This window comes from Pseudomonas sp. GW821-FHT11D10, from assembly GCF_058808435.1.
In genome coordinates this window covers 55,559-81,621 of sequence record NZ_JBXARR010000007.1, presented here as the reverse complement: position 1 = coordinate 81,621, position 26,063 = coordinate 55,559, and the positions used below count along the sequence as shown (strand labels likewise).

Genomic DNA, 26,063 nt, shown 5'->3' with positions numbered 1-26,063 from the left:
GGCCTTGTGAGCCGTTTGGCGTACACTGCGCAGGCTTGTTGCTCACAAGACACACAGAGCACCAGGCTCGGGGCCGTTTAGGATTCGACGCCGGTTGCGAAACTCTAGGTGCATGCCGACTTGGTAACAGAAGTCGTAAATCCACTGTTGCAACTTCTTATAGTTGCCAATGACGACCAATACGGTGCTGCTCTCGCTGCTTAATTGCAGCTGACATGCACTCCTGGTACCTTCGGGTCCAGCAATCATCAGGGGATGTCTGTAAACCCAAAATGATTGTCATATAGAACAGAATCGCCGTGCAGTACGTTGTGGACGAAGCGGCTAAAACTTACACAACTCGCCCAAAGCACCCTGCCCGTCGGGTCGCTGAGGGTTAACTTAATAGACACGGCTACGCATGTAGTACCGACAGCGGAGTACTGGCGGACGGGGGTTCAAATCCCCCCGGCTCCACCAAATACACAAAAAAGACGTCCTTGGACGTCTTTTTTTGTGCATGAAATACAGCAACAGGTCCGATGGGATCCGAGGGCTTCTGAGCCCATCCTACAAGTTGTGTATTCCACGTGCTGCTCCAAGCCCACAACTGATATTTTTTGGAATACACGCAGTATCGGAGATCACCATGGGTGCTCAAGCCACGCGGTTTCAGACGTCAAAGTCAAAGCTGCGAAACACAGCACACGATATGATAGCGGTGCCAAATATCGTGCTTGATCTTTACAAAGGTTCCCGCGAATACCTCCTGTTAAGAGGACCTATTTCAATGATTGACGCAGTTGACCTTTTCTGTGGTGCTGGCGGCCTCACCGCTGGTATGCGCAACACCGGCATTACCGTGCATGCAGGGTATGACATCGAAGGCCAATGTGCGTACGCTTATCAGGAGAACAACCAAGCTGCCTTTGTCAAAAAGGACGTGCAGGAAGTAACAGCAGAGGAGCTGCTTGCCTGGTATCGCCCGGACCGCTACAGGCTTCTAGCTGGCTGCGCGCCTTGCCAACCGTTCTCGACCTACAACCAAGGCAAAGATACTCGGAATGACCGTAAGTGGCCGCTTCTCTACCACTTTAGCCGCCTCATCGAAGAAACTGAGCCACACCTTGTAACCATGGAAAACGTTCCTGACGTCACAAAACACGAGGTGTACCACGACTTCGTACAAAGCCTCAGGGAGCAGGGTTACGAGATCTGGGACGGGCGAGTGGCTTGCGTCGAATACGGCTTGCCACAGCAACGACGTCGCCATGTTCTGCTCGCCTCTAAATTGGGAATGCCTATAAGTATCATCCCTCCCACGCATCTGGATGCCCCAGTCAATGTCGAGGACGTCATCGGTGCACTGCCTCGCCTAGCGGCCGGAGAATGCGACCCGAACGATCCACTTCACCGGGCAGCAACACTCACCCCAATAAACATGCGACGCATTATTCACTCCAGGCCGGGCGGAACCTGGAAAGATTGGCCACCAGAGCTAGTTGCCGAATGCCATCGTAAAGCGAGCGGCAAAACGTATCCGAGCGTATACGGACGTATGCGCGCAGATCGCCCCAGCCCGACAATGACCACCCTCTGCTACGGTTTCGGGAATGGCCGTTTCGGCCACCCTGATCAGGCCCGCGCTCTATCACTTCGTGAAGCAGCGATCCTACAGTCCTTTCCAAGAAACTACGTGTTCATGGAGCCAGAGCGGATCACCTTCAAAGCCGTCGGCCGCATGATCGGCAACGCAGTTCCGGTGCGCTTGGGAGAAGTAATCGGAGAAAGCCTGATGCAACACATCAGGGACTATGAGGCGGTTCGCCAAGCGGAAGATCGAATTCAAGCCTAAGGCGCGCCTCCAGCGCCTCAAGGCTCTTAGTTTCACACTCCCACATCACCAGCACGCGCCAGCCAAGTTCTCGCAATTGAGCTTCCTTCCGCGCATCACGCTCTGCATTCGCGTCGAACTTGGGTAGCCAATACTCCTGCCTACTTTTAGGGATAGTCGCGTAGCGGCAGTCAGAATGTCTGTGCCAGAAACACCCATGCACGAAGACCACCGTCTTGAATTTCGGCAGGACTATGTCTGGCGAATCGGGGAGATTTCGGCGGTGCAGACGAAACCTTAACCCTAAAGCATGTAGTGCCTGACGAACGACGATCTCCGGTCTTGTGTGGGCACGCTTGACTGCCCGCATGATGTCGCTTCGCGACGCGCCTGAACCCACGTGTACCCTGCCTCATATCGACTAGATGCATCAGCATCGCAAGTTGAATAAGCCCATCACCCACCAACAGGAACTATCACCCCTGTTATCGCTAAGGCTTCCAAATGTCGATGAAGCTGCTCGGGTAATAGATCACCAGAGACCAAGACCCCAGCCTCCATGTTCTGATCCATTGCGTAGCCGGTCAAATTGGCACTGGTGATGAAGCAATATGCCCCATCTGCTACTGCGACTTTCGCATGCACACTGCCATTAACGAACGCAGCATCTTTATCTTTCCAGACATAGAAAAGTGCATCTGGAACTATCTTCTGCAGTTTACCGATAGGGTCGATGCTAACCTTGCCACCTTGCGCACTCGAGAGCTCCATCAAGAACTGGATCTTTACACCTCGCTTTGCCGCTGATTTCAGAGCCTTGGCGATCGACTCAATGTCGTACGCAACATAACTCGTGACGAACAATCGCTGCTGAGCGGCATCAATTACCTGGATCAAAGCCTGCTCGGTTCGCCGAGCAGGAACGAGCCCGGTGGTCGGCCCAGTCCAAACGAGCTCGACCCTTTGCCGATTCTCCGCATGACGAAATGCATGAGCTGCGGCCAAGAGCATTGCAGCCAAGGTCTCTCCACTTGAGGGTGACGCCTTCCAAGCACTGATCATCACCTTGAGCGCATTGCTCGCCTTTGCAGACAACACTCCAGCTCCAAGATCCCCAGCTTTAGTTGCGTCAATTCCCCTGACCTTGGTCGCCAAAGCGGCAATACGGTCAAAGGAGACGATGGAAACCAACTCGGATATCGCGATAAGTAAATCGCGCACCTCAAGCACCCTCAAAGAATGCCGCCTTGGCATTCTCAAAAGTAGGCACAACCATCGCTCGGTCCAGATAACGGTTGCCATACTCGCACGAGGTTTCCGCGACGAAGGAACAAGCATGGCAAGCTGCTGCATGTAGACTCCGGTCTTTCTGCGGATCATGCTCAGCGCACAGTGGATCGGAGGAGCAAATACGCGCACGCCGCAAAGCCTGGACCAGTAGACGTTCCAGATTTTCTGGCTTACCCAGCTCGACCAAGCCGCCCAAGGTTCCATCGGAGTCCGCGGCTGCCGTGTAGATGATGAAGCCGCACTGATTACCCTCTTCACTCACTTCAGCATAGATCCGCTCTCTAATGCTGGCTGCGTTGTATCCGCACTCCAACGCCAGCTCTCGGATAAGCAGATGGGCCAAGGTATGCAGCATCACGTAGCGGGCACCTGGGTATCCGTCTTCAGGCGGACGTAGGTGTCGAGAGTTCCGCCAACCTTTATGTCCGCCTCGCAGACTCACATCAGCAGCCTGAACCTCGGCACCCTGCTCCCACTCAGCGATCGACTGCTCATCGAATTGAATGAAGATACCTTCTCCGTGTACCTGGTTGGCTGGCACCCAATCAGGCTTTGTGCGTGACAGCGGTGCTTGGATCGGTCCAGTTCCACTACCGCCAGAGTCATCAGGCGCCTCGACTCGCGTAAAGCCGAGCAAAGCGTTGACCTCGCGCAAGCGCTTCAGCAGCAACACCCTGAAGATCTTGCCTTTAAAACCATTGGGAACGCCTACCGCCTCGGACATGAAGTGCGGATAATCATTTACCGGTGACGGTTCAATCAGCACTCGCCATTCAGGCCCTTTGATATCAGCCTCGGTGACACCCTTATCTCCACCGGAACGATACGCCTCAATGGCAGCCCAGATAGCCTCCGCGGAATACTGATCGATTCCAGGCAACGAACCAGTCTTCTTCAACAACTTGATGGTCAGGAGCACCTCTTCTGGCTCATTCAGGTCACCAAAGAAACTCCAACCATCTTCTACCAACTGCGCCAGCCCGTCTTTCGCCTGAGGTATCGCCAATGCAGACAAAGAAATAGGAAACCAGCTGTTGGTAGCCCCCAACAGCACAGCTCGAGGTTCCGCATCGCAATCCAGCTCGAACTGATCAAGATGAGGATGTCGACCCCGGCAACCTGGCAAATTCTCATTACCAATCCGCCCGAACGCTTGGGCCATGTTACGCGCGGCACCGCAGGTATCGCACTTCACCCAAAGATTCTCGGTCTGAAGGGACGCACCGCTTTCGTAGAAACGCAATGTCCCTATGCAATCGCGAGGGCCACTGTGGACGAACCACTGCCAAGGGAAGTCATCCAGGTGGCCATTCTTGCAAGCCAAAAGGAAACGTGCCGGAACGGCATCGGCATCTTTCGCAGGTTGATCCCCTTTGGAGCCTCTGCAACCCTGATGAACGAAACGCGTCGCCTCTGGGCGGTACCGACTTTCCTTGAGCTCGAACAGACCACTGTCATAGGGAGACAGCAGCCCACACTTCACACAACGCAGCCACCGGGGGAACGGACGAACCGGCACCCCAACATTCGATTCCGCAGAAAAAGGATCGACGGGGTCGCCCTTAGTGAATGGCGGCATACGTAGCGATTCGACCTGAGGGCCAAGCACCTTCTGCACCGCTGCGAGCAAGCGATTTTCGATCAACGGCTGACAGCGGTCCTTCTCCCAGACGTCGATTCCTGAGGTTATGACCGACACGTTAGGCAAATCGATTAGGGCACCTGGGCCATAAGTCCACAGAAGCTGACTCGGTCGTACCGAGCCAACAGGGGTCTTTTCGTTTGCCATACTCATTCGTCCTTATCGGCCGCCGCAGGGCGAGGCTTCCATTGAATATCGTCTTTGATTTTTGCCGAGTTCATGACCAAACGAACTCCAGGCTCGACCTCACGCATCGACATTGGTACCGTCCAGTTATCCCAAGTCTGCGCCCCTGGTGCCTTGATCAAGGCAACAGTTCTGTCCTTATCTGGCCCCCGCTTCTCATATGCCAAAATACGGTTACCCTGCATTACTTCGTTCACCCACTGATCCGCACGCTGCTTGAGCATGTCCCCTGCGAGCTTTTTCGCAGGAGCTTCCGCAATGTTGTCGGCACGCGTTTCGAGCACCTTCATGGCATCCAGCATTTCCGCCTGATTCGGCTGTTTGAGGCTCTGTGCTCCGTCGTTCGGCGCGAACTCATCGTTTTTGGCGCGGATAAGTGAAAGCACCGCTCCAGTCAAACCGCGATCCATGGCGCGCGGCGAAAACGGTGTAACCGATTGCGCTTCAACATGCTTGTAAAAGGTCGCGTGGTAATGTTCAAAGGTCTCGTAGTGCGAGAGGTCGCGAGGTCGCGCCCATGTCAGCACGGTGCACACCAGACCAGGGAATTGACGCCCCACACGACTCGTCGCCTGGATATATTCCGCAGTCCCTTTCGGCTGACCGTTGACTGCCATAATTCCCAGCCGGTTAACGTCGACCCCGACCGACAGCATGTTGGTAGCCAATACGATATCGATGGCTCGAGAATCTCCTTCCTCCCAACGGGTCACGTATTTACCTTTTTCAGGATCCCACTCGGACTTGAACATCACCTCAAGCTGGTCGAGATACTTGGGAATGTCCTGGTTGGAAACACGAGAAGTCAGCTCACGGATATTCATAACGCTGCGCTGGGCCAGACCAGGCCGCTGCACCATGCTCATTTGCACGCGGTACGCACGAGTCTGCACGTCATCCTCGGCCAGACGCTTCATACCACCCAACTCTCGTAGCGAGTTGAAGTACCCCACCATTGTCATGTACGGATCAGCAGCCTTGCCGAAGCGATCGAACAGTGCTTGGGCAGCAGTCAGAGCAGCTGTGTAGACCCGGATCAGCATCGCTGGCCGCGAGCTACCCGGAGAACAAATGCCTAGATAACGTCTCCCTGGTTTTTGCTCAATGGGGCGCTGCACCGAGAAAAAGTTGTCCTCGACATCCAAGCCATGCGGCGGGAAAACCGAGACCTGGCGCATGAATACATTGTTGACCTGTTGCTGCGCCTTGCGCACAGTAGCCGTGGAGGCGATCACCTTCGGGCGGATCGAATCGTCACCCAACTGCCAAGTGCACAGCTCATCGACCGTACTCTCATACAGCCCAACCATGGTCCCCAAAGGCCCACTGATCAGGTGGAACTCGTCCTGAATGATCAGGTCCGGCGGCCTTACTGGAGCGATAGCTTTGACCGACGCCGCTGCTCTACCGGCTACAGCCCTATGGCCGGTATTACACTCAGAACCCGGCCAGAGCAAGCCATGACGGGAACACTCCTTCGAGACACGACCAAACAGGTTCCGTACCTGTCCACGCCACGCCATCATGGCGAACTTGTCGACGGTGGCGATCATCATGGACGGTGGGCGACGATACATCTCTTCGTCTACGACCATAACCGGCAAGCCAGGATGTGCCAGCTTGCTTGAGCGGCCGCGGGAGAAGTCGCAGACACTGAGCTTGTCGCCGCAGTAGATTGTCGTCCGTCCAACGATCTTGTCGACCTCGATATCTCTGCTCGGATCAATCTCCGTTCCGCACCATGGACACCCTGTGAGCTGTGCTGGCGATGCCATACCAGTCGGGTTTCGACCTGGGGTACGAATGGCTTCGATGTACCTGTGGCTATCCTCGGTGGTGCCCGGCGTCACCTTATTGCCGACCCAAAGGCCGATGGTGAACGCGCTATCGCCTAAGGACTTGTCACCCGTTGCAAGCGCTTCTCGGCGAATACTCTCCATCGCACAGATCAACGCGGTAGCCCGCTGGAACTGTTGCAGAGTCAGCAGGCGCAAGGTGTAGCGCATGATCACAGCCAGACCGCGAGATGCGTCGTAGCCGCCCATATTTCCTTGCAAGCGGCGAATCGCCATGGTGAAAGCAGCGACACCAAGATACGCCTCGGTCTTGCCACCACCGGTGGGAAACCAAAGCAGGTCAGCATAGGCTTGTAGAGGCTGAGTACGATCCTTATGTTTCGGATCAGCCAGTCCAGGTAAGGACAGCAGAAGGAAAGCCAACTGGAAGGGACGCCAAGATCGATTCTTCGAAATGTCGAACTCCTCCAGCCGGACAGTGCGACCGCGCCGGCGCTGCAAGGCGAACGCGCTATGCACACGCTGGATTGCCATTGCACGATTGGCAAACCGAAATGCCGCCAGGGCCTTATCGTCTGTTGCCAGCAGACTCACACCCTCGCGCAGTCGAATCAGGATCGACTCACATTGCCCCAGTGCCTCATCGGCCTGCTGGGCATAGCCGACGGCATCGGTTTCAGTACGTGCCCGCTGATCTTTTATCCAGGCAGCATAATCCTCAGTCAGTATTCTGAGCGCAGCAACCAGCTCGCCAATCTCCAGTTTCGCTAGATGCTTCATATCCAGCAGCTCTTCGTCGACTAGTCTGCGCATAGCGGGGCGATCTTGCGAATCCAAACCCGGCGTCTCCGTCACCGGCACTTCATATTGCGGCATCACCGCAGTACGTAGTTCAACTGCCCTCGCTACATCAGCACCACACAATGCATGCACTGCAACACCATGACCGACAGCGAACTCGACCCGGTCGCGATAAATCATTTCCAGCGCCAGACGCTCGCGCAAGTCGTCATCGTCCGCAGCGCCAACATTCGCTTCTAGAGCAGGACGACGGCGGAATACATCTTTTATCGAGCTTTCGTCATTTGCACGCACGCGAATTTCCGGCTGGAACACCCAGGCCGAATCACGATTCTCATCCGGCTCCGTCTGCCCATTTACAAGAAACAACGTTACCAAGCGCTCACCCTTTTCATTTGGAGAGCGAACCGTGCCTTGAACAAGTACTTCCTGGCAGGCAGCGTCCGGGGCGACGGGAGAGATCACGCCCTCCTCCAGCTCCAACGGGAAGGTTCCACCAGAGGGCTTTCGCCGCCAGACTTTGGCTTTGAGAACTTGCTCAATGGTCTTGATCACCCGGCCTTCGGCATCACGGACTGCCTTCTTGACTACCTTGGCATGGGCGGGGTCATCGGACTCGACGCGCTCATAGCGCCCCCAGCTCACAACCACCTCGAGACGCTTCACATTGCTATCGACGCAGAAGGTAAATCCTAAGCTCGAAGGTGCTAGCGATTGGTTCGAGGCTGTATCCACCTCTTCTTCGGCTTCGGAATCACCGCCACCAGATTTCTGAGGAGAATCGACTTTGTTCGACTGAGCCTTCGGTTCCAAATCAGTTGGCTCATCCTCCTCATTCATCTCAGGAGGGGCTACATCCTCACCACGCTCGGCGTTTTCCATCGGCGCGAGCTTGCCGACAAGATAACGATCGCGGACGCTCATATCGACAATGAGCTCTTCCGGTCCACCGGCTGGCCCCAAAAGATCGTCCATGATTGCGCACTGCAGTAATTCGCGAACGTAAGCCTCGTTCTCGACCAGAGGAATCTCGGCAAGGGTGATGCCGATGGCACGCGGAATTGCCTCAGCGAACTCGGTCCAAGGAACTCGCACGGCACAACCGGTGGCCGGAGGTAGCAAACCGGTGCTGCCGACCCTAACTGCAGGATCGATAGTTTTGGACTTGTCGAAATATAACGAGGTGCCACCGCCATCGACTCGAATGCGCAGTAAACGACCAATACGCACAATGCCACCAGCAGGGTTCAGAACTAGCACCCAAGCTTTCTCATGCAGTGCGGGATGGCGCCCCTTCAGGCGAACGCCTTTATCGGCCAAACAAGTGTCATGCTCTAAGCCACGATCGACTACGATCCAAGCCTCAGGGCTTCTTTCGTTGCTTTTGTCTTCCATAATCATGCCTAAATTTCTTCCTCATCGACCTGCACTTCAACGTCGACGTTAAAGTCCGGACTGCGTGCAGCGGCTGAGAATGCCTGCCACATTACCGAATAACTCTCGCGAGATTGATTCAGCGCCTCCTTCCAGGCGCAGCTCAGCAAAATCCCGGGGCGACACGACCACGTCCGAGGGATAGCGCTGGATACTCATTAATTTACCTCCCCAACGAAGCAATACCGTGCACCGTGCTTTTCGCCTTGTTGCTCGACCTTGCAGCTTGCGACTAAGTAGTCGATGACCGACGCCCATTGAGCATCGCTGATGTTTGTAGCCGCCAGGATGTCAGCTTTAGCATGCCAGCCACCATTTGACTTCAAAAACTCCAATACTTCGGTTGAGAAGCCGTTGGCACCAGGAGTTGGTGACGGAATCGCGTCGAAATCGAACGCTGGCTGAATAGGCTCGACGCTGGCGGAGCGGCCGTCGCGCGAAGAGCGTGAGGCGGTGCGTCCGGCTATGCGGCCATGCAAACCTTGCGCTGCTTCCTGCGCATAGCGCTCGTGATTAAGCTCGGAAAGTCTCCGCAGGACCTCAAGGCGAGCGCGCTCAGAAAACGTGAACCGGATACGATCATTCTCCGGCAGATAGGGGATAGGATGAAAGTCATGTCCTGGTTCTAAATCTTCCCAGCCATAAGCTTTCAGTACCGCCAGGTCGATGTCGCGATGTATTGCTCGGAGTTCTTGAACGCGCGAGTCCGTACTGAGAGGATCGTGGAAAAAATTGTAAAACTGTGTCAGTCCAATCGACTCACTCTCCATCAGCTCTTCACGGTGCACGTGATACCGTTCGCCGAGGGTTTCAAGCTCAGGAGCTCGCTCACTGTCCGGCATCGGCCATGTCTCAAGAGCGAATGACGTGGAGTAATTAATCGTTGAAGCACCTAAAGTTCCACAAGTCCAAAATGCCCATTCCTGATGGAGAGTGGACTGCAATATAGAAAACTCCCACCACGTATCAATGAAATATAGCTTCGTCTTTTTGTTGTAGACATTTCCAGTTGGAATTCTACGAAAACTCACATATTTACTATTGATAGCTGAAGCCAGTATGGTCGCTCTAGCTTCAAGCTCCGAAATCAGAAGAGGCCTGAGATCCCAGAATTTCCAAAAACAGTCTTGGTGGATCTGACCTGTGAGGGAGTCTCGATAGGGCTTGACGAGCTCGTACACTCGGCGGAATGCCGGCCCAAACTGCTTTGCTTTTTCTTCTGGCCAATCACGAAAATAGATAACCCACCGATACGGCTCCAATTTGACCATGCTATTTAGATCTTGACCTATGAAGAGCGGGAAAATCACTTCCGCGCACTTGGGCTCTTCGGCAAGGATTGCATCCCGCTCCTCAGTCGTGAGTTCAAATCCGCGGCCCATTACATTCTGGCCTTCTGAAAAGCGCCCCTTCAAAGCTTTTAGTTTCTGGGGACGCTTGATCTGAAAATCCTCCTCCAAGGCAGCATTGATGCTCACCACAGACCGATCATCAAGCAACCTATCGCCACACCAGCCATCGCGAGCCACCCAAGCGATGGATACGACGACTGCCGCATTGCCAGGCCACAGAAATCTCGAATAGGCCCGATAGACAGATCCTCCCATGCCTATAATCTGATCCAAGCAAACGACTCGTGAGCCTGTCTCAGTGATAGATTTGGTCGAGAGCAATCCGAAGTACCCACGCCTCCCAATCAGACTGAACGCACGAAGGAAGAAGTAAGCGCAAAGGTCAGGTGACCCCACGACATCGTTACGGACAAATTTCAAGTATTCCTGGTATGCCAAGCCGAAGCGCCGGCCTACCAAACGACCTCCACTGAAGGGCGGATTGCCGACAAATGCGTCGAAGCCACTTTCTTCACGCACGAACACCTCCGGGAATTCGAGCGGCCAATGGAACGGCTTTCGCACGCGACCGTTTGGAGCGTCCGTGGCGAGATCTTCTGCCGCCCTGCGGCCTAACGTGGCCAGAGTCGCCACGTCACCTTCCACTATGCGGTCAGCCTCAATTGCGAGTGCTTCCAGCCGGGCATTGCTGATTCGTTGATTGGTTAAAGCCAGCACGATGCCGACGAAAGCATCGGCAATACGCTCCGGCACTTCGAGTTTTTGGCGCGCATCGGCATCCAGCCTTGCCATCGCTTCGACGTCACGCATATCGCGAATCGGCATTGCACGCAGTTGCTTCCGTAATTCAATAGCCTCACTCATTGCGCGCTTGATGTTTTGCCCGAAAAGGCGATGTTGTCCCTTTCTGGATGAATTCATCGACAGCTCGTTGAGCTGATCCAACTTGTGGATGCCTAGCAGGCTGTCACCACTACGCAGGTTATGGTCCAGGAAGCCAAAGGGGCGGCCTTTCGCCAATGTGACCAGCCAGATCGAGAGCTTGGCGAGCTCGACTGCCAGCGGGTTGATATCCACGCCATAGAGGCAGCGCTCGGCGATAAGACGGCGTGCGATCACCGTGCGAGCTTCTGTATCGGATGGCAATGGCTCTTTATCCGCTAGGATTTCCAGAACCTCTCCATACACGCTTATTGCCCTACCGGAGGATTCAACTTGCACCCAGGCTTCGACAAGACGATCGGCCAGCCAGCGACAGGTCTGCACAAGAAAAGCACCCGAACCCATTGTAGGGTCGCATATCTTGAGCTCTAGCAATTCGGTTGGAGACTTGAGCTGCCATGCCTCACGAGGTTTACCTTCTGCCGGACCAACATAGACTAAGGGGGTGAGGGTTTCAGTGACGATCGTTTCGGTTAGCAATTTAGGGGTATAGTGAGTACCCGTCTCACGACGATCGCTGCCCGTCGTGACGATGAATGCGCCCTCCGGATAGATCAAAGGGTAATTCCAAGGATCCGTGCGAAGCAGATTAGCGAAGGGTAGTGCACGATCCCGCAATACCTCGTCGCCACCACACGCAGTGAGAAGGCGGTTGGCCTGAATGGGGTCAACCGGACGCTCGAGAGCCTTACGGATGACTCCAGCGCCTCGCTTTATCGCCTCAACACCAGACAATACATGGACCAGCGACTCACCACTCTGACGATGCAGCGCTTCCAGTTCGTCCAGGGCGTAGAGTGTTTTCCTCGCTCCTTTACCGCCGCTCAGCTCCAGCGACACCCTCTCGGTACGGCGAACAGTGCGCTCAAGCAGACCTTCATAGACGTAACCAATCTGTTCAACATCCAGAGCACGATAAGACAGCGTCCGGCCCTCGTATTGCTGGATGGCCTTCAGCAAGAGCAAAACAGTTCGGTTATCGATCGGTAGCGGTCGCGCGGGATCGACCTTCCAGTCGGAGCCTTTACCGCGACCTTCGAGGAACGGAAAACGATCGGGGTCAAATAGCGACCCCCCCAGAGCGGGAAGCCGCAGGGTTTCATGCTCAATGCCACCGTAAACCCCTCGGAAGGTCGCTAGCAACCGCGACCAGGCATCGTTGCGCCTCTCGAGGACCTCCTCAGTTTCCCGGCTCAGCTGCATACGTAGAGTGGAGATGGCGTAGTTACTTTCGTACACCCGCTCCCCCATTAGCAAGAGCCCTCGCTCCTCGGCCGACAATAGAAACACTAGACGCATCATGATAGTCAGGCCCGCTTCATAGAGCTCGGCCGGTTCGACACCTTGCAGCAGCGTCCGCGAGCGCTCGCGGTCTTCTTTGTCTAGCGCCTGGATCAACACCTCGACCGCACGGCGAACTTGCTCGCCCAAAGCATCGGTAACTTCTTCCTGGTGCTGGAGAGACTCATCCAGCATTGAGGGTAGTGTCTCATCATCAGGCCCGAAGAAGCGTCTGATACCCAGCAAGGTGAGGAAGGCCTGCAGCGTTAGCCGCTCCTGTCCCCAGAGTCGTGCGTACCAACTGGCGAAGGTCGATACCGATCCGACAGGAGCATCGATCACCATCCATCGCTCGCCATCGGTGACCATGCCGAGGCGACATCCGCTAGCCCGGCAGAGCCGCTCCATGCGCTCGGCCGGGCTGGCGATCCAGCTATCGATTTTCAGGGCGGCTTGGAGGTCCGTTCCTGCTGGGTAGATTTGGACGAGCAGCTGACTTTTACCACCAGAGACCAGGGCATAGTCAGGCGTCAAGGTGACGCCATGCTCGGGCAGGTTGACACGCAGCTCCGCAGGTATGCGCTCGTTACGCAGGAGAAGCTCTCCACTGTCGGACTCATCGTATTCCAAACCACGAGCGAGCAGCTCGTGAATCCAGGCTCGGTGCAGTTCGGCGAAACGGGGATCGTCGTTGTCACGAGCTTCGCACCATTCGTCATAGGCCTGACGTAAATACTGGCGAATCCGCGGTTCGGCTGCTGGCAGGCCGGTGGAGAAGACGCGCTTCAATACGGGGGTAGCTAGGAAGGGCCCTGATATCTCGATCAGCGACAACCATTCATCGTGGATATCGAGCGGTTTCATTGGGGGGCTCCCTGAGCGAACGATGCGGGCACGATGAAAATGAGGGCGACCGGGAAGGTGCGATCCTGTGGTTCTGCATAGCGTGCTTCGATGGCGCTGATTTCCTGCTCCCGCTCGACTGGAATGCGCGCAAGACGCGTCTGCAAGGCCAAGTTGTCACGACGGACTTGGGTGCGCTCATCTTCACTGAACAAGGAAAACTGCTCAGGCAGCTCCTCCTTACTAAGCTCTTTGCGAATGGCGCTATCCAGCTCGTCAAGCACCGCACGAATGTCTTCTTTTTCTTTGTTTTTGCGGGTTTTCAGACTGTTGCCCAAATACTCGAGTCGATTCCGCGAACGTGCCTCAAGGGATTGCTGAATGGCCTCTTCAACTTTGTCAAATCGAGAGCGCAACATGTCGAACTCCGTGTCGTCAAGCTGACAAGGCTGTGCTTCGTCCAACCAGGCTTGTACTCGAGTAACACTCTCTTCGCGTTTGAAGCCCTGCTCGCGCAGATAACCCCCTGCGAACGTCAACTCTTCATGCAGACGATGATGGTTGCCGCCAGTGATCACCAAGCGTGATACCACCACTATTGCTGGAGCTTCGAGACGATCATCGGGCAACACGCGCACGGTCACCCTATGCAGAGGCTTGTTGCCACCTTTTTCCCAAACTTTGGCACGCAGCAGGCGTAGGCATCTCTGAACCAAATGATGATTGAGGTGAATGAGCACTAGATCGTCACGCCCATTGGCGACTTCATGGTCGAAGGTTACTGGACGGGTGATACCGGTGAAGGGATGTTTTAGCCCCTCGCGGCAACGCTCCCAAGTACCACCCAAAGGTGGCAATTCGAAGACCTTACCCGATGGAATACCTGCCATCATCAATGGCTTAAGAGCAGGCCTTTCGGCCAGTGCCAACCCGGTTTCAACCGCTTTTAGAATATGCTGTGGAGATAGGTGGAAGTCCTCCCGTGTCTCGACCAGGCGCTCGTGTAATTTTGCTACTCGGCTAGCCAGGTCTTTTTCGGCTCTGACGAATCGGCGAGCCTGGGAGATCTTCGCATCCGCCAGCCGGGTATCCAGAACGCGCAGAGATCCTTCGATAAGCCCGGACATCTGCGGTGCGATCACTGGGTTCACACTGCCCATATCGGCGCGCATTGAGTCAAGTTTGCGCAGAGCACGCAGGATGTCTTCCCTGTGGCCGCCGACAGCCTCCTCGTCCACACGAGCATCGACCGGGTGCCAGATCAACACCTCTTTTTCGCGCTGGCCGTGACGGTCGATACGACCATTACGTTGCTCCATGACGTTCGGGTTGTACGGGATTTCCAAATGAATGAGGTGGTTGCAGTGGTTCTGCAGGTCAATACCTTCGGAGGCGGCATCGGTGGCCAGCAAGATGCGCACAGGAGAAACGTCTGGCGCGGCCTGGAATGCCGCCTTAACCTGTTCTCGATCGTCGTGATCCATGCCCCCGTGCAGTATCATCAGGCGATCCCCACCCAAATCATGAGTCGCCAGAATCTGGTGCAACCAATCGAGCGTGGTGCGGTACTCGGTGAAGAGAATCACACGTTTGCCGTTCCAGGCTCCATCGGACTTCAGATAGCGTTCGATCCAGGCGAGCAGAGCTTTGGCCTTGGAGTCGGTCTGATTCATCGCCTGCTGAGCCCAATGCCTGAGTTCGTCGAGCAGGATGCGCTCTTCTGAGTTCAAGGGGCGCGAGTGGCGTGTAGCTTCCTCGACAGCCTCTTGCTGCGCAATCTCAACATCCGTGTCGTTGGCGTAATCCTCTTCCGCACGCTGAATCGCCTTAAGCAAAATGCGCTCGGAGAGGTCCGTCCGCGCCTTACCATTTCCGCCGTTATCCAAAGTCGCGACATGTTTTTCAAGGGTCGACGCGAAGGCAGCGGGCGAGGAGAACAAGCGTTTGCGCATCAACTGATTGACGAAGGACGCTCCTGTCACGCCGCCCAATTCGCCATCCGCAGTTTCTCTGCTGGCACAGAACTCTTGCAGCGTGCGATGGATCTCTCTTTCTTTGGCGGTATAGTCGACAGGCAATGCTTCCAGCTTGCGCTGAGCGTAGATCAGCTGCCCATCCTTGTCGGTGATTTCACTCTTGAGGCGGCGAATCATCACTTGGGACAGTTGCTTCTGTTCCGGCATGATGTTACGTGCGAAGCGCTGGTCATCGAGCAGTTCCAGCAACGAAGTGAAGGACTCGGTGTAGCCGTTGTGCGGCGTAGCGGTCAGGAACAGATGGTGCTGAAAATGCGGGGCAATGGTGCGGATTAAACGGGTGCGCTGACTCTCGATGGCGTATTGCGCACTCGCTGCCGGCGCGACGTTGTGCGCCTCGTCGACGACCAGCATGTCGAACTTGCGTGGATAGCTGACATGTACCGGCAAGATATCGCGGAAGGCACGCAGACCATCCCCAGCTTTGGCCCAATCCATTGACGTGATCAAGCGCGGGAACGAGGCCCATGGATTGGCATGAATTCCTCGTTCACGTCGCATTTCCTTAATGTAGGTGCCGTCAACGATGCGGAACTCTAAGCCGAACTTTTCCATCATCTCCATGCGCCACTTCTCTTGCAGCGACGCTGGACAAACGATCAGCACAGTGCGGATCCGATGGCGTAACAGCATTTCCTGGATGACCAAACCTGCTTCGATCGTCTTGCCGAGACCTACATCATCGGCAATCAGCAAGTTGACGCGAGCCATGTCGATCGCACGCACCAGCGGGTCCAACTGGAAGTCCTGAAGGCTCACGCCGCTGCGAAACGGTGCCTGGAGAAAACCGCGATCGGCGTTGGTAGCAGCTCCCCAGCGCACAGCATCAAGAAAGGCCTCAAGCGTGTCGGAATCATCCTGCCCGGTGATAGCCGGCAAACCAGCCCTCTCAATGACGTGCGCCCCGGGCTCAATCTCCCAGATCACCTGGAGCTCTTCGCCCAAAGCATCTTCGTCGATCGAAGCCAGCGTGATGGCATGCTGCCGCACGCTGCCCAGTTTGGAAGCGTCCACTTCGGCCACTACCCACTGCCGACGCCTAACTTCGACGAGCTGGCCCGGTTCGGGGATATCGCGGTAGCTGCTGTCTTCCGCCATTACGGTCATTCTTAACTCCTTAGCACCGTAATCATCTAACTGATGGATACGGATGAGCAAAAGCCTATGCCCGGCGCGTTTTATGGGCGCAAAGCACTAATTCACTTAGGTACAGGCGTGGAGTTCGAGGGCTGAAACGGCAGCGTTTGTGCTCGCAGATAACGCTGTAGATCGGCCAACCCTGAGGTATCACGGCCTGCCATGATGCGATGTCCGTCACCTTATCCACTGCCTGAACATGGGTAAAGCTATACTCAATGCTTTTTGCCAGCATGGTCAGTTTGCGGGCGCGGACTTGCCGGACCCGGCGCGTTGGCTACATCGCCCCGCACTTTGCAGATCAAGGCAGATACGCATACCCTGCTGGAGCTCGGTGATTCAAAAAAAAGCTTCACACCGACTCATCAGTCGTCATAGAGCTCCGCATGGTCGATACGCTCCGTCACAGACCGTATAATCGGCCCGATATCGAGATGTGGAACGACACGAGCGATGCGTTCCGCATCCTCCGTCAAACCGATCGCGACGCTGAGCCGGCCTCCGATTTCGATACCGAAGTGCGGGAACTTCGCGCCGAACGGATCCAGTGCGAGGAATCGGAGCTGCTCGGTAAGTACATCTTTCGCTTCAGATTGAGCTCAGCCGACGTTGCTCACGGATCTGACGGTGGGCTCGTCGCTGGATCGTTCGGGCGGGCTGGGGGTGCGGTTATGGGAACATCACTTCAAGCACACGCTGACGTCGGATGAACTTCGCTCCTGTCTGCAGGCGTCCTAGGAAATTTCCCGCAACCCGCGTCGACTTCCATGAACTGGTTCAAGATGCTTCCAAACGCTAGTCTTCGCGCTCCGCTGCAACCCGGCAGATGGTTTACCAAAGGAATTCGCCGGGAGCCTGAAACCATGGAGCCTCGTCATGAAAAAAGACACCCGAAGCCTGCCTGATCAAACACCGCCTCACGAAACCGAATCGAAAGAACCGGCTGTGCGTGCCCAGCCTCAGGAATACGTGAGAAAGCCGCGTCGAACCCTGCCTTTCAACGAGATTTTCTCCGTGCGCACTGACGTGGACACGGCCACTCTGCTGACCCATGCCTGCGAAACCCTGGCGGCGCTGAACATGGTGACGGCCAACATTGCCGATGATTTCACGGGGTCTCAACGCAGCCGGTTGCTGGCGATCCGGCAGCTGTCGATCATGACCGAAATGCTGGTCAATCGTGCCGTGGAGAACCTTGATCCGGTGAATCTGGTGCCCCGTACGACGGCGCCTGTCGTGCACTGAAAACGACCGTTCGTCGATGACGCAAGTCGTTCATCGACATGAACTTTTCTTCACCCCGGCGGCGGTGATGGCCGTGTACATTGCCCTCGCTCATTCAAGAAACTACGGTTCGCCCGCGCTCCTGCGGGCTTTTTTTCGCCTGCGCTTTGCCTGGCAGACGATAGACGCAGGTGTCTTGCTCGCCGTGTCGTTCCGATTGCCGGGCCCCTAAGTGGATTCTGATCAATACGAACCCGACAGCCTCGGCCAGACGCCGGCTTCGCGCATTGGCGGATGAAGCGGTCAGGTAAAAGGTGAATTCAGAAAGGTTGTTGAGCAGATGTGTAAGGGCGGCGCGCATGTATCCCTTGCCCGATTGCTCGGTATTGGCCCAATAGCCCACGACGTAGCGGTTGCGCGTGCGGGGCTTCAATCCGATGCAACCGATCAGCGCTTGCCCGTCCTCGGTCACGATCAGCCATCGTCGCTCGCCGGTTTCACTGTTGAACTCTTTTCGGGCCTTCAGCAGGAATTCGAGCGCCTGCTCTGCGTTGGTGTACTCACGCGGCCAGGGCAGAAACTCCGAATGATCGAGGTAGCTGGCGTTCAGTGCCTGCTGAAACAACGAATAAAACGCCGGATCCGCCGGTATCAGTCGCAGCGACTGCTCCCCCGCCTTGAATGCCCATTCCATCATGTCCTCCTTGAACGACGAATCTCATAACCGGATGTGAAGTGAATCAGGGAAATTTATAGTGTTCTGCGGTCGGCTATCCAGTTGTGTTTTCCGTCCGGCCGGACAATTCTGTCTATCACTTCATGCCTCCGGAGCACCCGATGCCGCTGCTGACCCTGCCCTGTCAACGCCTGACGCTCGCGGTACTCGACCCGGATCAGGCGCCACTGGAAAGCGCGTTCTACCAGCGCAATCAACGCCATCTCGCGCCGTGGTCGCCGATTCGTACCACCGATTACTTTTCCACCGAACAGATCCGCCGGCGCCTTGAAATACAGGCCAGCGCCTTCGAAGCAGGGCTCGCGGTGCATATGGCGCTGCTGACCCCGGACGGCGAGCAGATGATCGGCGCCTGCAATTTCAGCGGGATCATCCGCGGTGCGTTTCAGGCGTGTTATCTGGGTTATCACATCGACGAGGCGCATCAGGGCAAGGGTTTGATGCAGGAAGCGCTGGAGGCGGCCATCGCCTACATGTTCGACACCCAGAACCTGCACCGGATCATGGCCAACTACATTCCCGGCAATGAACGCAGCGCCCGATTGCTGGAGCGTCTCGGGTTCGAGCGTGAAGGCTATGCCAAGGCCTATCTGAACATTGCCGGGCGCTGGCAGGATCATGTGCTGACGGCGCGGATCAATCCGCGTTTCGAAACGCCGGAGCAACGCTGGTCACGACCGCTGTCCTGACGTTCACAAATTATTAAGGATTGGCCGCGTAAGCTCGGGTTTCCGCTCACTTCCGGTTGCCTGAACCCATGTCGCGTGCCGCCTCTTCCCTGCTTCTGATTGCCGCTCTGCTGTTCTTTTTCGCCCTCGGCAACCATCAACTGCAAGGCTCCACCGAGGCCCGGGTTGCGGGCATTGCGATGGAAATGCACCTGGACAACGACTGGGTGACACCGCGTCTGTTCGGCGAGCCCTTCCTGGAAAAACCGCCCCTGAGCCTGTGGCTGGACGCCGGCGCCCTGCGCGTTTTTGGCGCCTCGCCCTGGGCGGTGCGACTGGCGTCGGCGGTGGCCGGGTTGCTCAGCGTGATGCTGCTGTACGCCATGTTGCGCCGCTTCGAACGCCCGAAGGCCATCGCCTGGACGGCGGGAATTTTGCTAGCGACCATGGCCAGTTACTGGAGCAACGTGCGCGGCGTCGGCGAGGATGCGTTGCTCGCGCTCGGCGTGACCACGGCACTGTTGGCGTTCTTCCAGGCGCAACGAGAATCAACCTTCGGCAATTCGTTGCTGTTTGCCGTCGGGATTGCCATCGCCACGCTGAGCAAAGGCGTGCTCGGCCTGGCGATGCCGGGTGTGGTGATTTTCGCTTATCTGCTGGCCGACAATCTGATGGACAAGCGCTTCAAACTGAGCGAGTGGTTGCGGCCCGGTTTGTTGACAGCGCTCGGGCTGATCCCGCTGCTGATCTGGCTCGCTGTGCTCTATCAGCGCGGCGGCGTCCAGGCGGTCAGCGAAGTGTTGCTGACCAACAGCGTAGGACGTTTCAGCGGATCGTTCGTCGAAGCCGGACACTACGAGCCGTTCTACTACTACCTCGCCAAGCTGCCGCAGGCGTTCCTGCCCTGGAATATTCTGGTGTACCTGGGCCTGTGGCATTTTCGCAAGGAACTGAAGGCCAATCGTTACCTGCTGTTTTTCAGCCTGTGGATCATCGCGCAGTTCATCCTGCTGACCCTGGCCTCCAGCAAACGCACGGTGTACCTGATGTCCATGACACCCGCAGCGGCAGTGATCGCAGCGGAATATGCGGGCGTGTTGTTCGACAGGTTGAAGGATCACAAGAATGGTTTTGTCGGACGAATCGCCCGCCATCGTCAGACAGTGGCGACGGGGATACTGACGGTGGTCATCGCCAGCTACCTTGGCGCCGCGCAATGGGCGCTGCCAAACGCCGATAAACACCTGTCGTTCCTGCCGCTGACCGAACACATCCAGTCCCTGCAAGAGAGCGGCAATCAGGTCGCGCTGTTTCAAGCCAACGAACGGGTCGGCGGCGCCAGCGTGTTCTATACCCGGAGCGTCCTCAAGGGCCTGGACACCGATGCACAGCTACGAGAATTTCTCAGCGCATCGCCATCGAACATCGCCGTGATATCGGGAGACAGCGAACCCGCCGCCCCGCTGAAAGTCCACAAGACCATGATGGTCGGGCGCCAGGCGTATTACTTCGTAGGCTATTGATGCCACGACAGCACAAACGAAAAACCCGCCGGTGATGGCGGGTTTTTCATTTCAGCGGCGAGGACTTAGAGAGAAACCTCAGGCTGTGCGCCGAACACCTTCCGCTCTCGCTTGCTCAACACCGGCAACTCCAGACGAGCCCGCCCGTAGAACGCCAGCGCCGTCAACAAACACGCCAGCCACACGAAGATCCCGGCCCAGAACGTGTGAGACATGTAATGCCAGCCCTGTAGGACCCGCGTAGTGCCGTAGACAAAACCGAGCAGCAGCGAGCCCCACAACAACGCGCTGGAGAAGCGCCACTGATAACGACGTGCCACGAAGTACAGCGCCAGCATGGTGAAACCACCGGAAGCATGACCGCCCGGCCAGCAACGCCCCTCACCCGCTTCGTGGAACAGCTGGAAATTGTTGTACCACTCGATGTGCGGCATCTTTCCGCCGTACAGCGTGGTCTCGATCGGGCAGTAAACGCTGGTGTGCGACTTGAGGAAATGGATCACCCCGGTACAGACCGCGAAAGCCACCACCACAAACAGAAAATCCCTACGGTGATCGGCGGCAAAGCGCAGCACCGGCGCGACTTTGCAGCGCTCGAGAAAACCACCCAGACGCGGATGCTTTTGCGGTTTCACCAGAGGCCAGACAAACGAAAGCATGGCGCCGATCAAGGCGATTTCCGCCGTCCAGTTCGGAATGATCCGCGCCCACTTGTGGGTCAGTTTTTCGAAGAAATGGATCTTGTCGAGCGGGAACGTCTGGCTTAGCGGATCGAACAGCAGGTTGCTGAAGGCAATGTCGATACGGGTCATGTCGAACATCAGGAACACCAGCGCGGCACACAGCAGCGGGATGCCGAAGTTGTAAGCATAAAAGCGTGATTTCATTGGGTGGTCACCGTGCGCCAGTCGGAGGCTTCAATGAAGCCGAGCATCTGTGGGGCCGCCGGGCTGGCGGCGGAAACAAACAGCGATGCGCCGTAACCGAGGGTCGAGGCCGGCACCTTGAGGTCTTTTTCCAGCTGCGCCATGCATTCGCTGTGGGTCACCAGAATCAGGTTGCGTCCCGGGACTTTGTGCGCGAGCGCGTCCTGCAGCATCCGGCCCTTGCAACTGATCAGCCAGTCTTCGCCGGTCGCGGCCTTGTTGAACATGTAACCGGCGGTCTGCACGGTGCGCATCATCGGGCTGTTGTAGACGTCGGCCTTGTCCAGGCCCAACTGCTCGAACTGCGCGCCGACGCTCACCGCGACACTGCGCGAGCGATCGGTGATGCCATCGTGGCCGCTCAGGCACGGGGCTTTCGAGTGATCGCAGCGCTCGACATGGCGCACCAGCACGATCACCTCGCCCTTGTCCCAGCCGTCCTTCAGCGCCTGTGCCCCGGCCACATTGCCGTGGGCAAGGTCAGGCACCGCCGCCGGAGCGAGCAGCCACAGGGTCAGCGGAATCACCAGCGCCGACGCTGCCAATACCACCCAGGTGTTTCGAAAACGGGCCAGACCACTCAGATCAATCGAGCGCTTGACGCCGAACAGACTCAGTCGCAATTCCACAAAAAGCCGCCATCACTTGTCATTCGATGCGGCGAGGTTAAAGAGCACGGCGTGGGCAGGCAGTGAAACCCATGTGAAAAAAGTCTTGGGGGCGCTTGTTACAAATTCCGTAGGACAAAATCCTTTCAGCTATCGGATTTGCGGCCGATACAGTCCTGCTAACACCCTTGCTGGCTCAAAAAAACAACAATCTTCCAGCCTGACCGACGATCAAGACGCACAACGTTTTCTGGAGGATTTGTGATGAATAGCTGGTTCGGCAACATCAGCGTTAACCTGAAACTGGGGCTCGGATTCGGCCTCGTCCTGGCCCTGACCTGCATCCTGGCGCTCACCGGCTGGACCAGCCTGGGCGGCCTGATTGACCGCAGCAACTGGATGAGCGACATCACCCAGCTCAACGCGGGCCTGACCAAACTGCGCGTGGTGCGCCTGCAATACATGCTGACGAATGGCGATGAAACCGCCGCGCAGAACGTGCAGACCACCCTCGACGGTTTCGCCGCGCAACAGCAAGCGCTGATCGGCAAATTCAAGAGCCCGGAAAACGTCAAGCTGCTCAAGGAGCAGGCGGCGACCATCGCCGAGTACCAGACGTCCCTGAACAAGATGCGTAACGCCTACCGCACCGGTAACACGGCGCGCGACACCATGGCCGCCAATGCCGAGACCGCGTACAACCTGATCGAATCGATCAGCGCCCGCGTCCAGCAGATGGAGATGAGCGAACAGCGTTTCGAGCAGTTCCAGGCCATCACCGCCGCCAAGGAAGCCTTCATCCTGGCGCGTTACGAAGTGCGCGGCTACACCGCCACCACCAACGCCGAGACCGAGCAGAAAGCCGTCGGCCAGCTGGACGTGGCCATCGCCAGCCTCAAACAGCTGAACGTGCATTTCGCCAGTTCGCAGCAGGACGCCCTGCGTCAGCTGGAAACCGCACTGACCAACTACCGCAGCGCCTTGCAGGCCTTCAAGAACGCCAACACCGATGCGGTGCAGGCGCGCAAGGAAATGACCGATCAGGGCGCGACCATCGTGACCCTGAGCGAGCAGCTGTATCAGATCCAGCTTGACCGTCGTGATGTGGAAAGCGCCCAGGCCCGCACCCTGCAACTGATCAGCACTTTGCTGGCCTTGTTGGTGGGTGTCATCGCCGCGTTCATCATCACCCGTCAGATCACCCGTCCGCTGCAGGAAACCATGGCCGTGGTCGACCGCATCGCCAGCGGCGACCTGAGCCACAACGTGATCGTCACCCGCCGCGACGAACTCGGCGTGCTGCAACAAGGCATCGCGCGCATGGGCGTGACCCTGCGTGACCTGATCAGCGGCATCCGCGACGGCGTCACCCAGATCGCCAGCGCCGCCGAAGAACTGTCGGCCGTGACTGAACAGACCAGCGCCGGCGTGAACAGCCAGAAGGTCGAGACCGATCAGGTCGCCACCGCGATGCACGAGATGACTGCCACCGTGCAGGAAGTCGCGCGCAACGCCGAAGAAGCCTCGCAAGCTGCAGCCGCCGCTGACGGCGAAGCCCGCGAAGGCGACAAAGTGGTGAACGAAGCCATCGCCCAGATCGAGCGTCTGGCCAGCGAAGTGGTGCGTTCTACCGAAGCCATGAGCGTGCTGCAACAGGAAAGCGACAAGATCGGCAGCGTCATGGACGTGATCAAGGCCGTGGCCGAACAGACCAACCTGCTGGCCCTCAACGCCGCCATCGAAGCCGCCCGTGCCGGTGAAGCCGGTCGCGGTTTTGCCGTGGTCGCCGACGAAGTCCGTGGCCTGGCCCAGCGCACCCAGAAATCCACCGAGGAAATCGAAGGCCTGGTGGCCGGTCTGCAGAACGGCACGCAACAGGTTTCCGCCGTGATGAACAACAGCCGCGCACTGACCGACAGCAGCGTGGCCCTGACCCGCAAGGCCGGCGACTCCCTGGAAAACATCACCCGCACGGTGTCGAACATCCAGTCGATGAACCAGCAGATCGCCGCAGCCGCCGAACAGCAAAGCGCCGTGGCCGAAGAAATCAGCCGCAGCATCATCAACGTCCGCGACGTGTCGGAACAGACGGCGGCGGCGAGTGATGAGACGGCTAAATCCAGCGTTGAGCTGGCGCGGTTGGGTGGGCAGTTGCAGCAGATGGTGAGCCATTTCCGCGTGTAAGCACTGCACGCGAAAGCCGATGTACAAAGAAGGGCAGCTGAAAAGCTGCCCTTCTTTTTTGTCCTGAAATTGCCATCTTCGGGAATTGGATGACGCGTTCTGAAACGTAATTACACGCGGTTGGCGATGGGTGTTTAAGGACACGCGGTGATACGTCCCGAAGCCCACAAAACCTTGCGCCGTTGCCTACGGCTACGCCAGAATCCGCCGGCTTGTGCGCCTTGGGCTGGCTGCGTAATTTGATTGCGTCACTGATTTCCAGTGATCGAGCTTAGCGGCTCGGGTAGTCGCTTTACGGTTGCACATGTCGAATCCAGTCAGGCACTCGCCTGCACTTGATGGTGGCTGTGCGCATGGCACCTTCGGGTGCGCCGGGTTTAAGGTGACTACCGGTCCGCTAACTTGCGCACAGCTGCCACCCTTTTGCTTAGCGGCGAAAAGGTGCGGCCTCAACCAAGAGGTTAGTCACCATGTTCAAGGTAACGCCAAACCCACCGCTCACCGAACCCACAACCCTCCCGGATCCGGCATCCCCCTACGAATGCCCCGGCTCAAAACGTTTCAACGAAGCCGCCGAACGCGCCCTCGATTATCACCTGGGCCCACTCAGCGCCCACATCATGGCCGCGCCCTACAAACCCAACACTCTCTACCAGGCTCATCCCGAAGCCGACACTGAATCCCTGCTGGTAGACGCCAGCGAATCCCTCGGCTCCGCCACCGTCATGCTCAACAATCATGTGGCGCTGGTCGAGGGCAGCCACCGCAAGACTCTGCAAGGCATCGCCCAGATCGTGATGATCGCCGAAATGGCCGTTAACCGTGCGCTGGACAAGGTCGTGCCGACGGACTGATGCGGGAGGTGGCGAGTGCGGTGCACTCGCCATTTTTTGCACCCTGTAAAAAGCCCGCCGCCACACTGTTTTTAGTGTGGCGGCGGGCTTTTTGTGAGCGGTGTTTATCAGCCGCTGAGGTTTTCTGAACGTGATGGCAGATCGAGCTCGACGCCACCCATGGTGCCGAATCGATTGCGTATCCGAGTACCTAACCCGCCAGCTCGATCAACGGTAGCCAACGCGTTTTCCAAAATCTTCCGCGCTTCGTCTTCCATGGAATGGCCGTTTTGGGCGGCAGCGATACGCAGTTGCTCTGTCATCTCCGACGGAGAGGGATAAGGAATAAAAACGGTTTCAGTCTCGTACTCATACACACGATCAGCCACCAACTCTGCAAATCGTGCCGCTGCATGATCTTCACTGTCAGCATGCGAGTAGAGCTCATCGATTAACGCCATTCGCCCCTGCAAGTCAGCATCGCTCTTTATCGAGTCATGACAGGCAGATAACAGTTTTTGATCATTTGCTACCTGACCGCCGAGCTCACCAATCATCTGTGCAATATCAGCTCTGGAGGCATTGGATTCCGTTGAATCGGGCATATTGCGCTGCATGCTTTCGCCTTCAATCTTGTTCGAGGGCGAAATCTATCTCGGATGCTGTTCTGGGTTCAGCAGCTACTTCGTCACACTTTATTGCGCAGTTAACCGATGACTGAATCATCGGCGCGCTGGCACCGCCAACAGCCACTCCCTCACCCCGCCCACTCTCGAAAGGGTGAAGGAGAAAGGGAGCTGATTCCCGT

At 56.9% G+C, this 26,063-nt stretch carries 16 protein-coding genes, 1 other RNA gene and 2 pseudogenes; 9 read left to right on the top strand and 10 right to left on the bottom strand.

Features of this window, described 5'->3' with window-relative positions; all coding sequences use genetic code 11:
- Positions 1-69 precede the first annotated feature (69 nt).
- Together ssrA and AC1RT4_RS20570 are read left to right on the top strand one after the other, a co-directional pair.
- Positions 70-459, top strand: a transfer-messenger RNA (tmRNA) gene (gene ssrA, locus AC1RT4_RS20575).
- Positions 460-628: 169 nt separating this feature from the next.
- Positions 629-1,834 (top strand): DNA cytosine methyltransferase, encoded by a 1,206-nt coding sequence (locus tag AC1RT4_RS20570; RefSeq protein ID WP_493087475.1) that lies wholly within the window; start codon positions 629-631, stop codon positions 1,832-1,834.
- Here the strand turns inward: AC1RT4_RS20570 and AC1RT4_RS20565 are convergent.
- From AC1RT4_RS20565 to drmD, 6 genes are all read right to left on the bottom strand, one after another.
- Complete coding sequence (locus AC1RT4_RS20565) at positions 1,785-2,213, bottom strand: very short patch repair endonuclease (protein ID WP_493087473.1); 429 nt, start codon at positions 2,211-2,213, stop codon at positions 1,785-1,787. The genes AC1RT4_RS20570 and AC1RT4_RS20565 overlap by 50 nt on opposite strands.
- Before the next feature lie 56 nt (positions 2,214-2,269).
- The gene (gene drmC, locus AC1RT4_RS20560; protein WP_124434064.1) at positions 2,270-3,034 is read right to left on the bottom strand and encodes a DISARM system phospholipase D-like protein DrmC; all 765 of its coding nucleotides are present in this window, start codon (positions 3,032-3,034) and stop codon (positions 2,270-2,272) included.
- 1 nt (position 3,035) lies between these two features.
- Complete coding sequence (gene drmB / locus AC1RT4_RS20555; protein WP_493087471.1) at positions 3,036-4,892, bottom strand: DrmB family protein; 1,857 nt, start codon at positions 4,890-4,892, stop codon at positions 3,036-3,038.
- 2 nt (positions 4,893-4,894) lie between these two features.
- Complete coding sequence (drmA, locus tag AC1RT4_RS20550; protein ID WP_493087469.1) at positions 4,895-8,929, bottom strand: DISARM system helicase DrmA; 4,035 nt, start codon at positions 8,927-8,929, stop codon at positions 4,895-4,897.
- A 191-nt stretch (positions 8,930-9,120) separates the two neighbouring features.
- Complete coding sequence (locus tag AC1RT4_RS20545; RefSeq protein WP_493087467.1) at positions 9,121-13,401, bottom strand: Eco57I restriction-modification methylase domain-containing protein; 4,281 nt, start codon at positions 13,399-13,401, stop codon at positions 9,121-9,123.
- Positions 13,398-16,523: a DISARM system SNF2-like helicase DrmD gene (drmD, locus tag AC1RT4_RS20540; protein ID WP_493087465.1), complete on the bottom strand. Its 3,126-nt coding sequence runs from the start codon at positions 16,521-16,523 to the stop codon at positions 13,398-13,400. The genes AC1RT4_RS20545 and drmD overlap by 4 nt, the downstream gene beginning before the upstream one ends.
- A gap of 630 nt (positions 16,524-17,153) precedes the next feature.
- Here drmD and AC1RT4_RS20535 point away from each other — a divergent pair.
- Both AC1RT4_RS20535 and AC1RT4_RS20530 read left to right on the top strand, forming a co-directional pair.
- A pseudogene (locus tag AC1RT4_RS20535) lies at positions 17,154-17,291 on the top strand (hydrolase); the annotation flags it as partial.
- A gap of 138 nt (positions 17,292-17,429) precedes the next feature.
- The gene (locus AC1RT4_RS20530; protein WP_493087463.1) at positions 17,430-17,798 is read left to right on the top strand and encodes a DUF6124 family protein; all 369 of its coding nucleotides are present in this window, start codon (positions 17,430-17,432) and stop codon (positions 17,796-17,798) included.
- A 94-nt stretch (positions 17,799-17,892) separates the two neighbouring features.
- Here the strand turns inward: AC1RT4_RS20530 and AC1RT4_RS20525 are convergent, their stop codons facing one another.
- On the bottom strand, positions 17,893-18,471 hold the full coding sequence (locus AC1RT4_RS20525) for a GNAT family N-acetyltransferase (RefSeq protein ID WP_493087461.1): 579 nt from the start codon (positions 18,469-18,471) through the stop codon (positions 17,893-17,895).
- Positions 18,472-18,614: 143 nt separating this feature from the next.
- On the opposite strand from AC1RT4_RS20525, the gene rimJ reads away from it, so the two are divergent.
- Both rimJ and AC1RT4_RS20515 read left to right on the top strand, forming a co-directional pair.
- On the top strand, positions 18,615-19,202 hold the full coding sequence (rimJ, locus tag AC1RT4_RS20520; protein ID WP_493087459.1) for a ribosomal protein S5-alanine N-acetyltransferase: 588 nt from the start codon (positions 18,615-18,617) through the stop codon (positions 19,200-19,202).
- A gap of 68 nt (positions 19,203-19,270) precedes the next feature.
- The gene (locus AC1RT4_RS20515) at positions 19,271-20,704 is read left to right on the top strand and encodes an ArnT family glycosyltransferase (RefSeq protein ID WP_493087457.1); all 1,434 of its coding nucleotides are present in this window, start codon (positions 19,271-19,273) and stop codon (positions 20,702-20,704) included.
- Positions 20,705-20,769: 65 nt separating this feature from the next.
- On the opposite strand, the gene AC1RT4_RS20510 is transcribed toward AC1RT4_RS20515, so the two are convergent.
- The gene (locus tag AC1RT4_RS20510) at positions 20,770-21,591 is read right to left on the bottom strand and encodes a phosphatase PAP2 family protein (RefSeq protein WP_493087455.1); all 822 of its coding nucleotides are present in this window, start codon (positions 21,589-21,591) and stop codon (positions 20,770-20,772) included.
- Complete coding sequence (gene pmrG / locus AC1RT4_RS20505) at positions 21,588-22,259, bottom strand: lipopolysaccharide core heptose(II)-phosphate phosphatase PmrG (RefSeq protein ID WP_493087453.1); 672 nt, start codon at positions 22,257-22,259, stop codon at positions 21,588-21,590. The genes AC1RT4_RS20510 and pmrG overlap by 4 nt, the downstream gene beginning before the upstream one ends.
- A 243-nt stretch (positions 22,260-22,502) precedes the next feature.
- Between pmrG and AC1RT4_RS20500 the strand changes: the two are divergent.
- The 3 genes and pseudogenes from AC1RT4_RS20500 to AC1RT4_RS20490 form a co-directional block, all read left to right on the top strand.
- Positions 22,503-23,516: pseudogene (locus tag AC1RT4_RS20500) on the top strand (methyl-accepting chemotaxis protein); the annotation flags it as partial.
- A gap of 42 nt (positions 23,517-23,558) precedes the next feature.
- Complete coding sequence (locus tag AC1RT4_RS20495) at positions 23,559-24,422, top strand: methyl-accepting chemotaxis protein (RefSeq protein ID WP_371321019.1); 864 nt, start codon at positions 23,559-23,561, stop codon at positions 24,420-24,422.
- Positions 24,423-24,892: 470 nt separating this feature from the next.
- The gene (locus AC1RT4_RS20490; RefSeq protein WP_085685558.1) at positions 24,893-25,276 is read left to right on the top strand and encodes a DUF6124 family protein; all 384 of its coding nucleotides are present in this window, start codon (positions 24,893-24,895) and stop codon (positions 25,274-25,276) included.
- Positions 25,277-25,383: 107 nt separating this feature from the next.
- On the opposite strand, the gene AC1RT4_RS20485 is transcribed toward AC1RT4_RS20490, so the two are convergent.
- The gene (locus AC1RT4_RS20485; RefSeq protein WP_262158578.1) at positions 25,384-25,578 is read right to left on the bottom strand and encodes a FitA-like ribbon-helix-helix domain-containing protein; all 195 of its coding nucleotides are present in this window, start codon (positions 25,576-25,578) and stop codon (positions 25,384-25,386) included.
- Positions 25,579-26,063 lie beyond the last annotated feature (485 nt).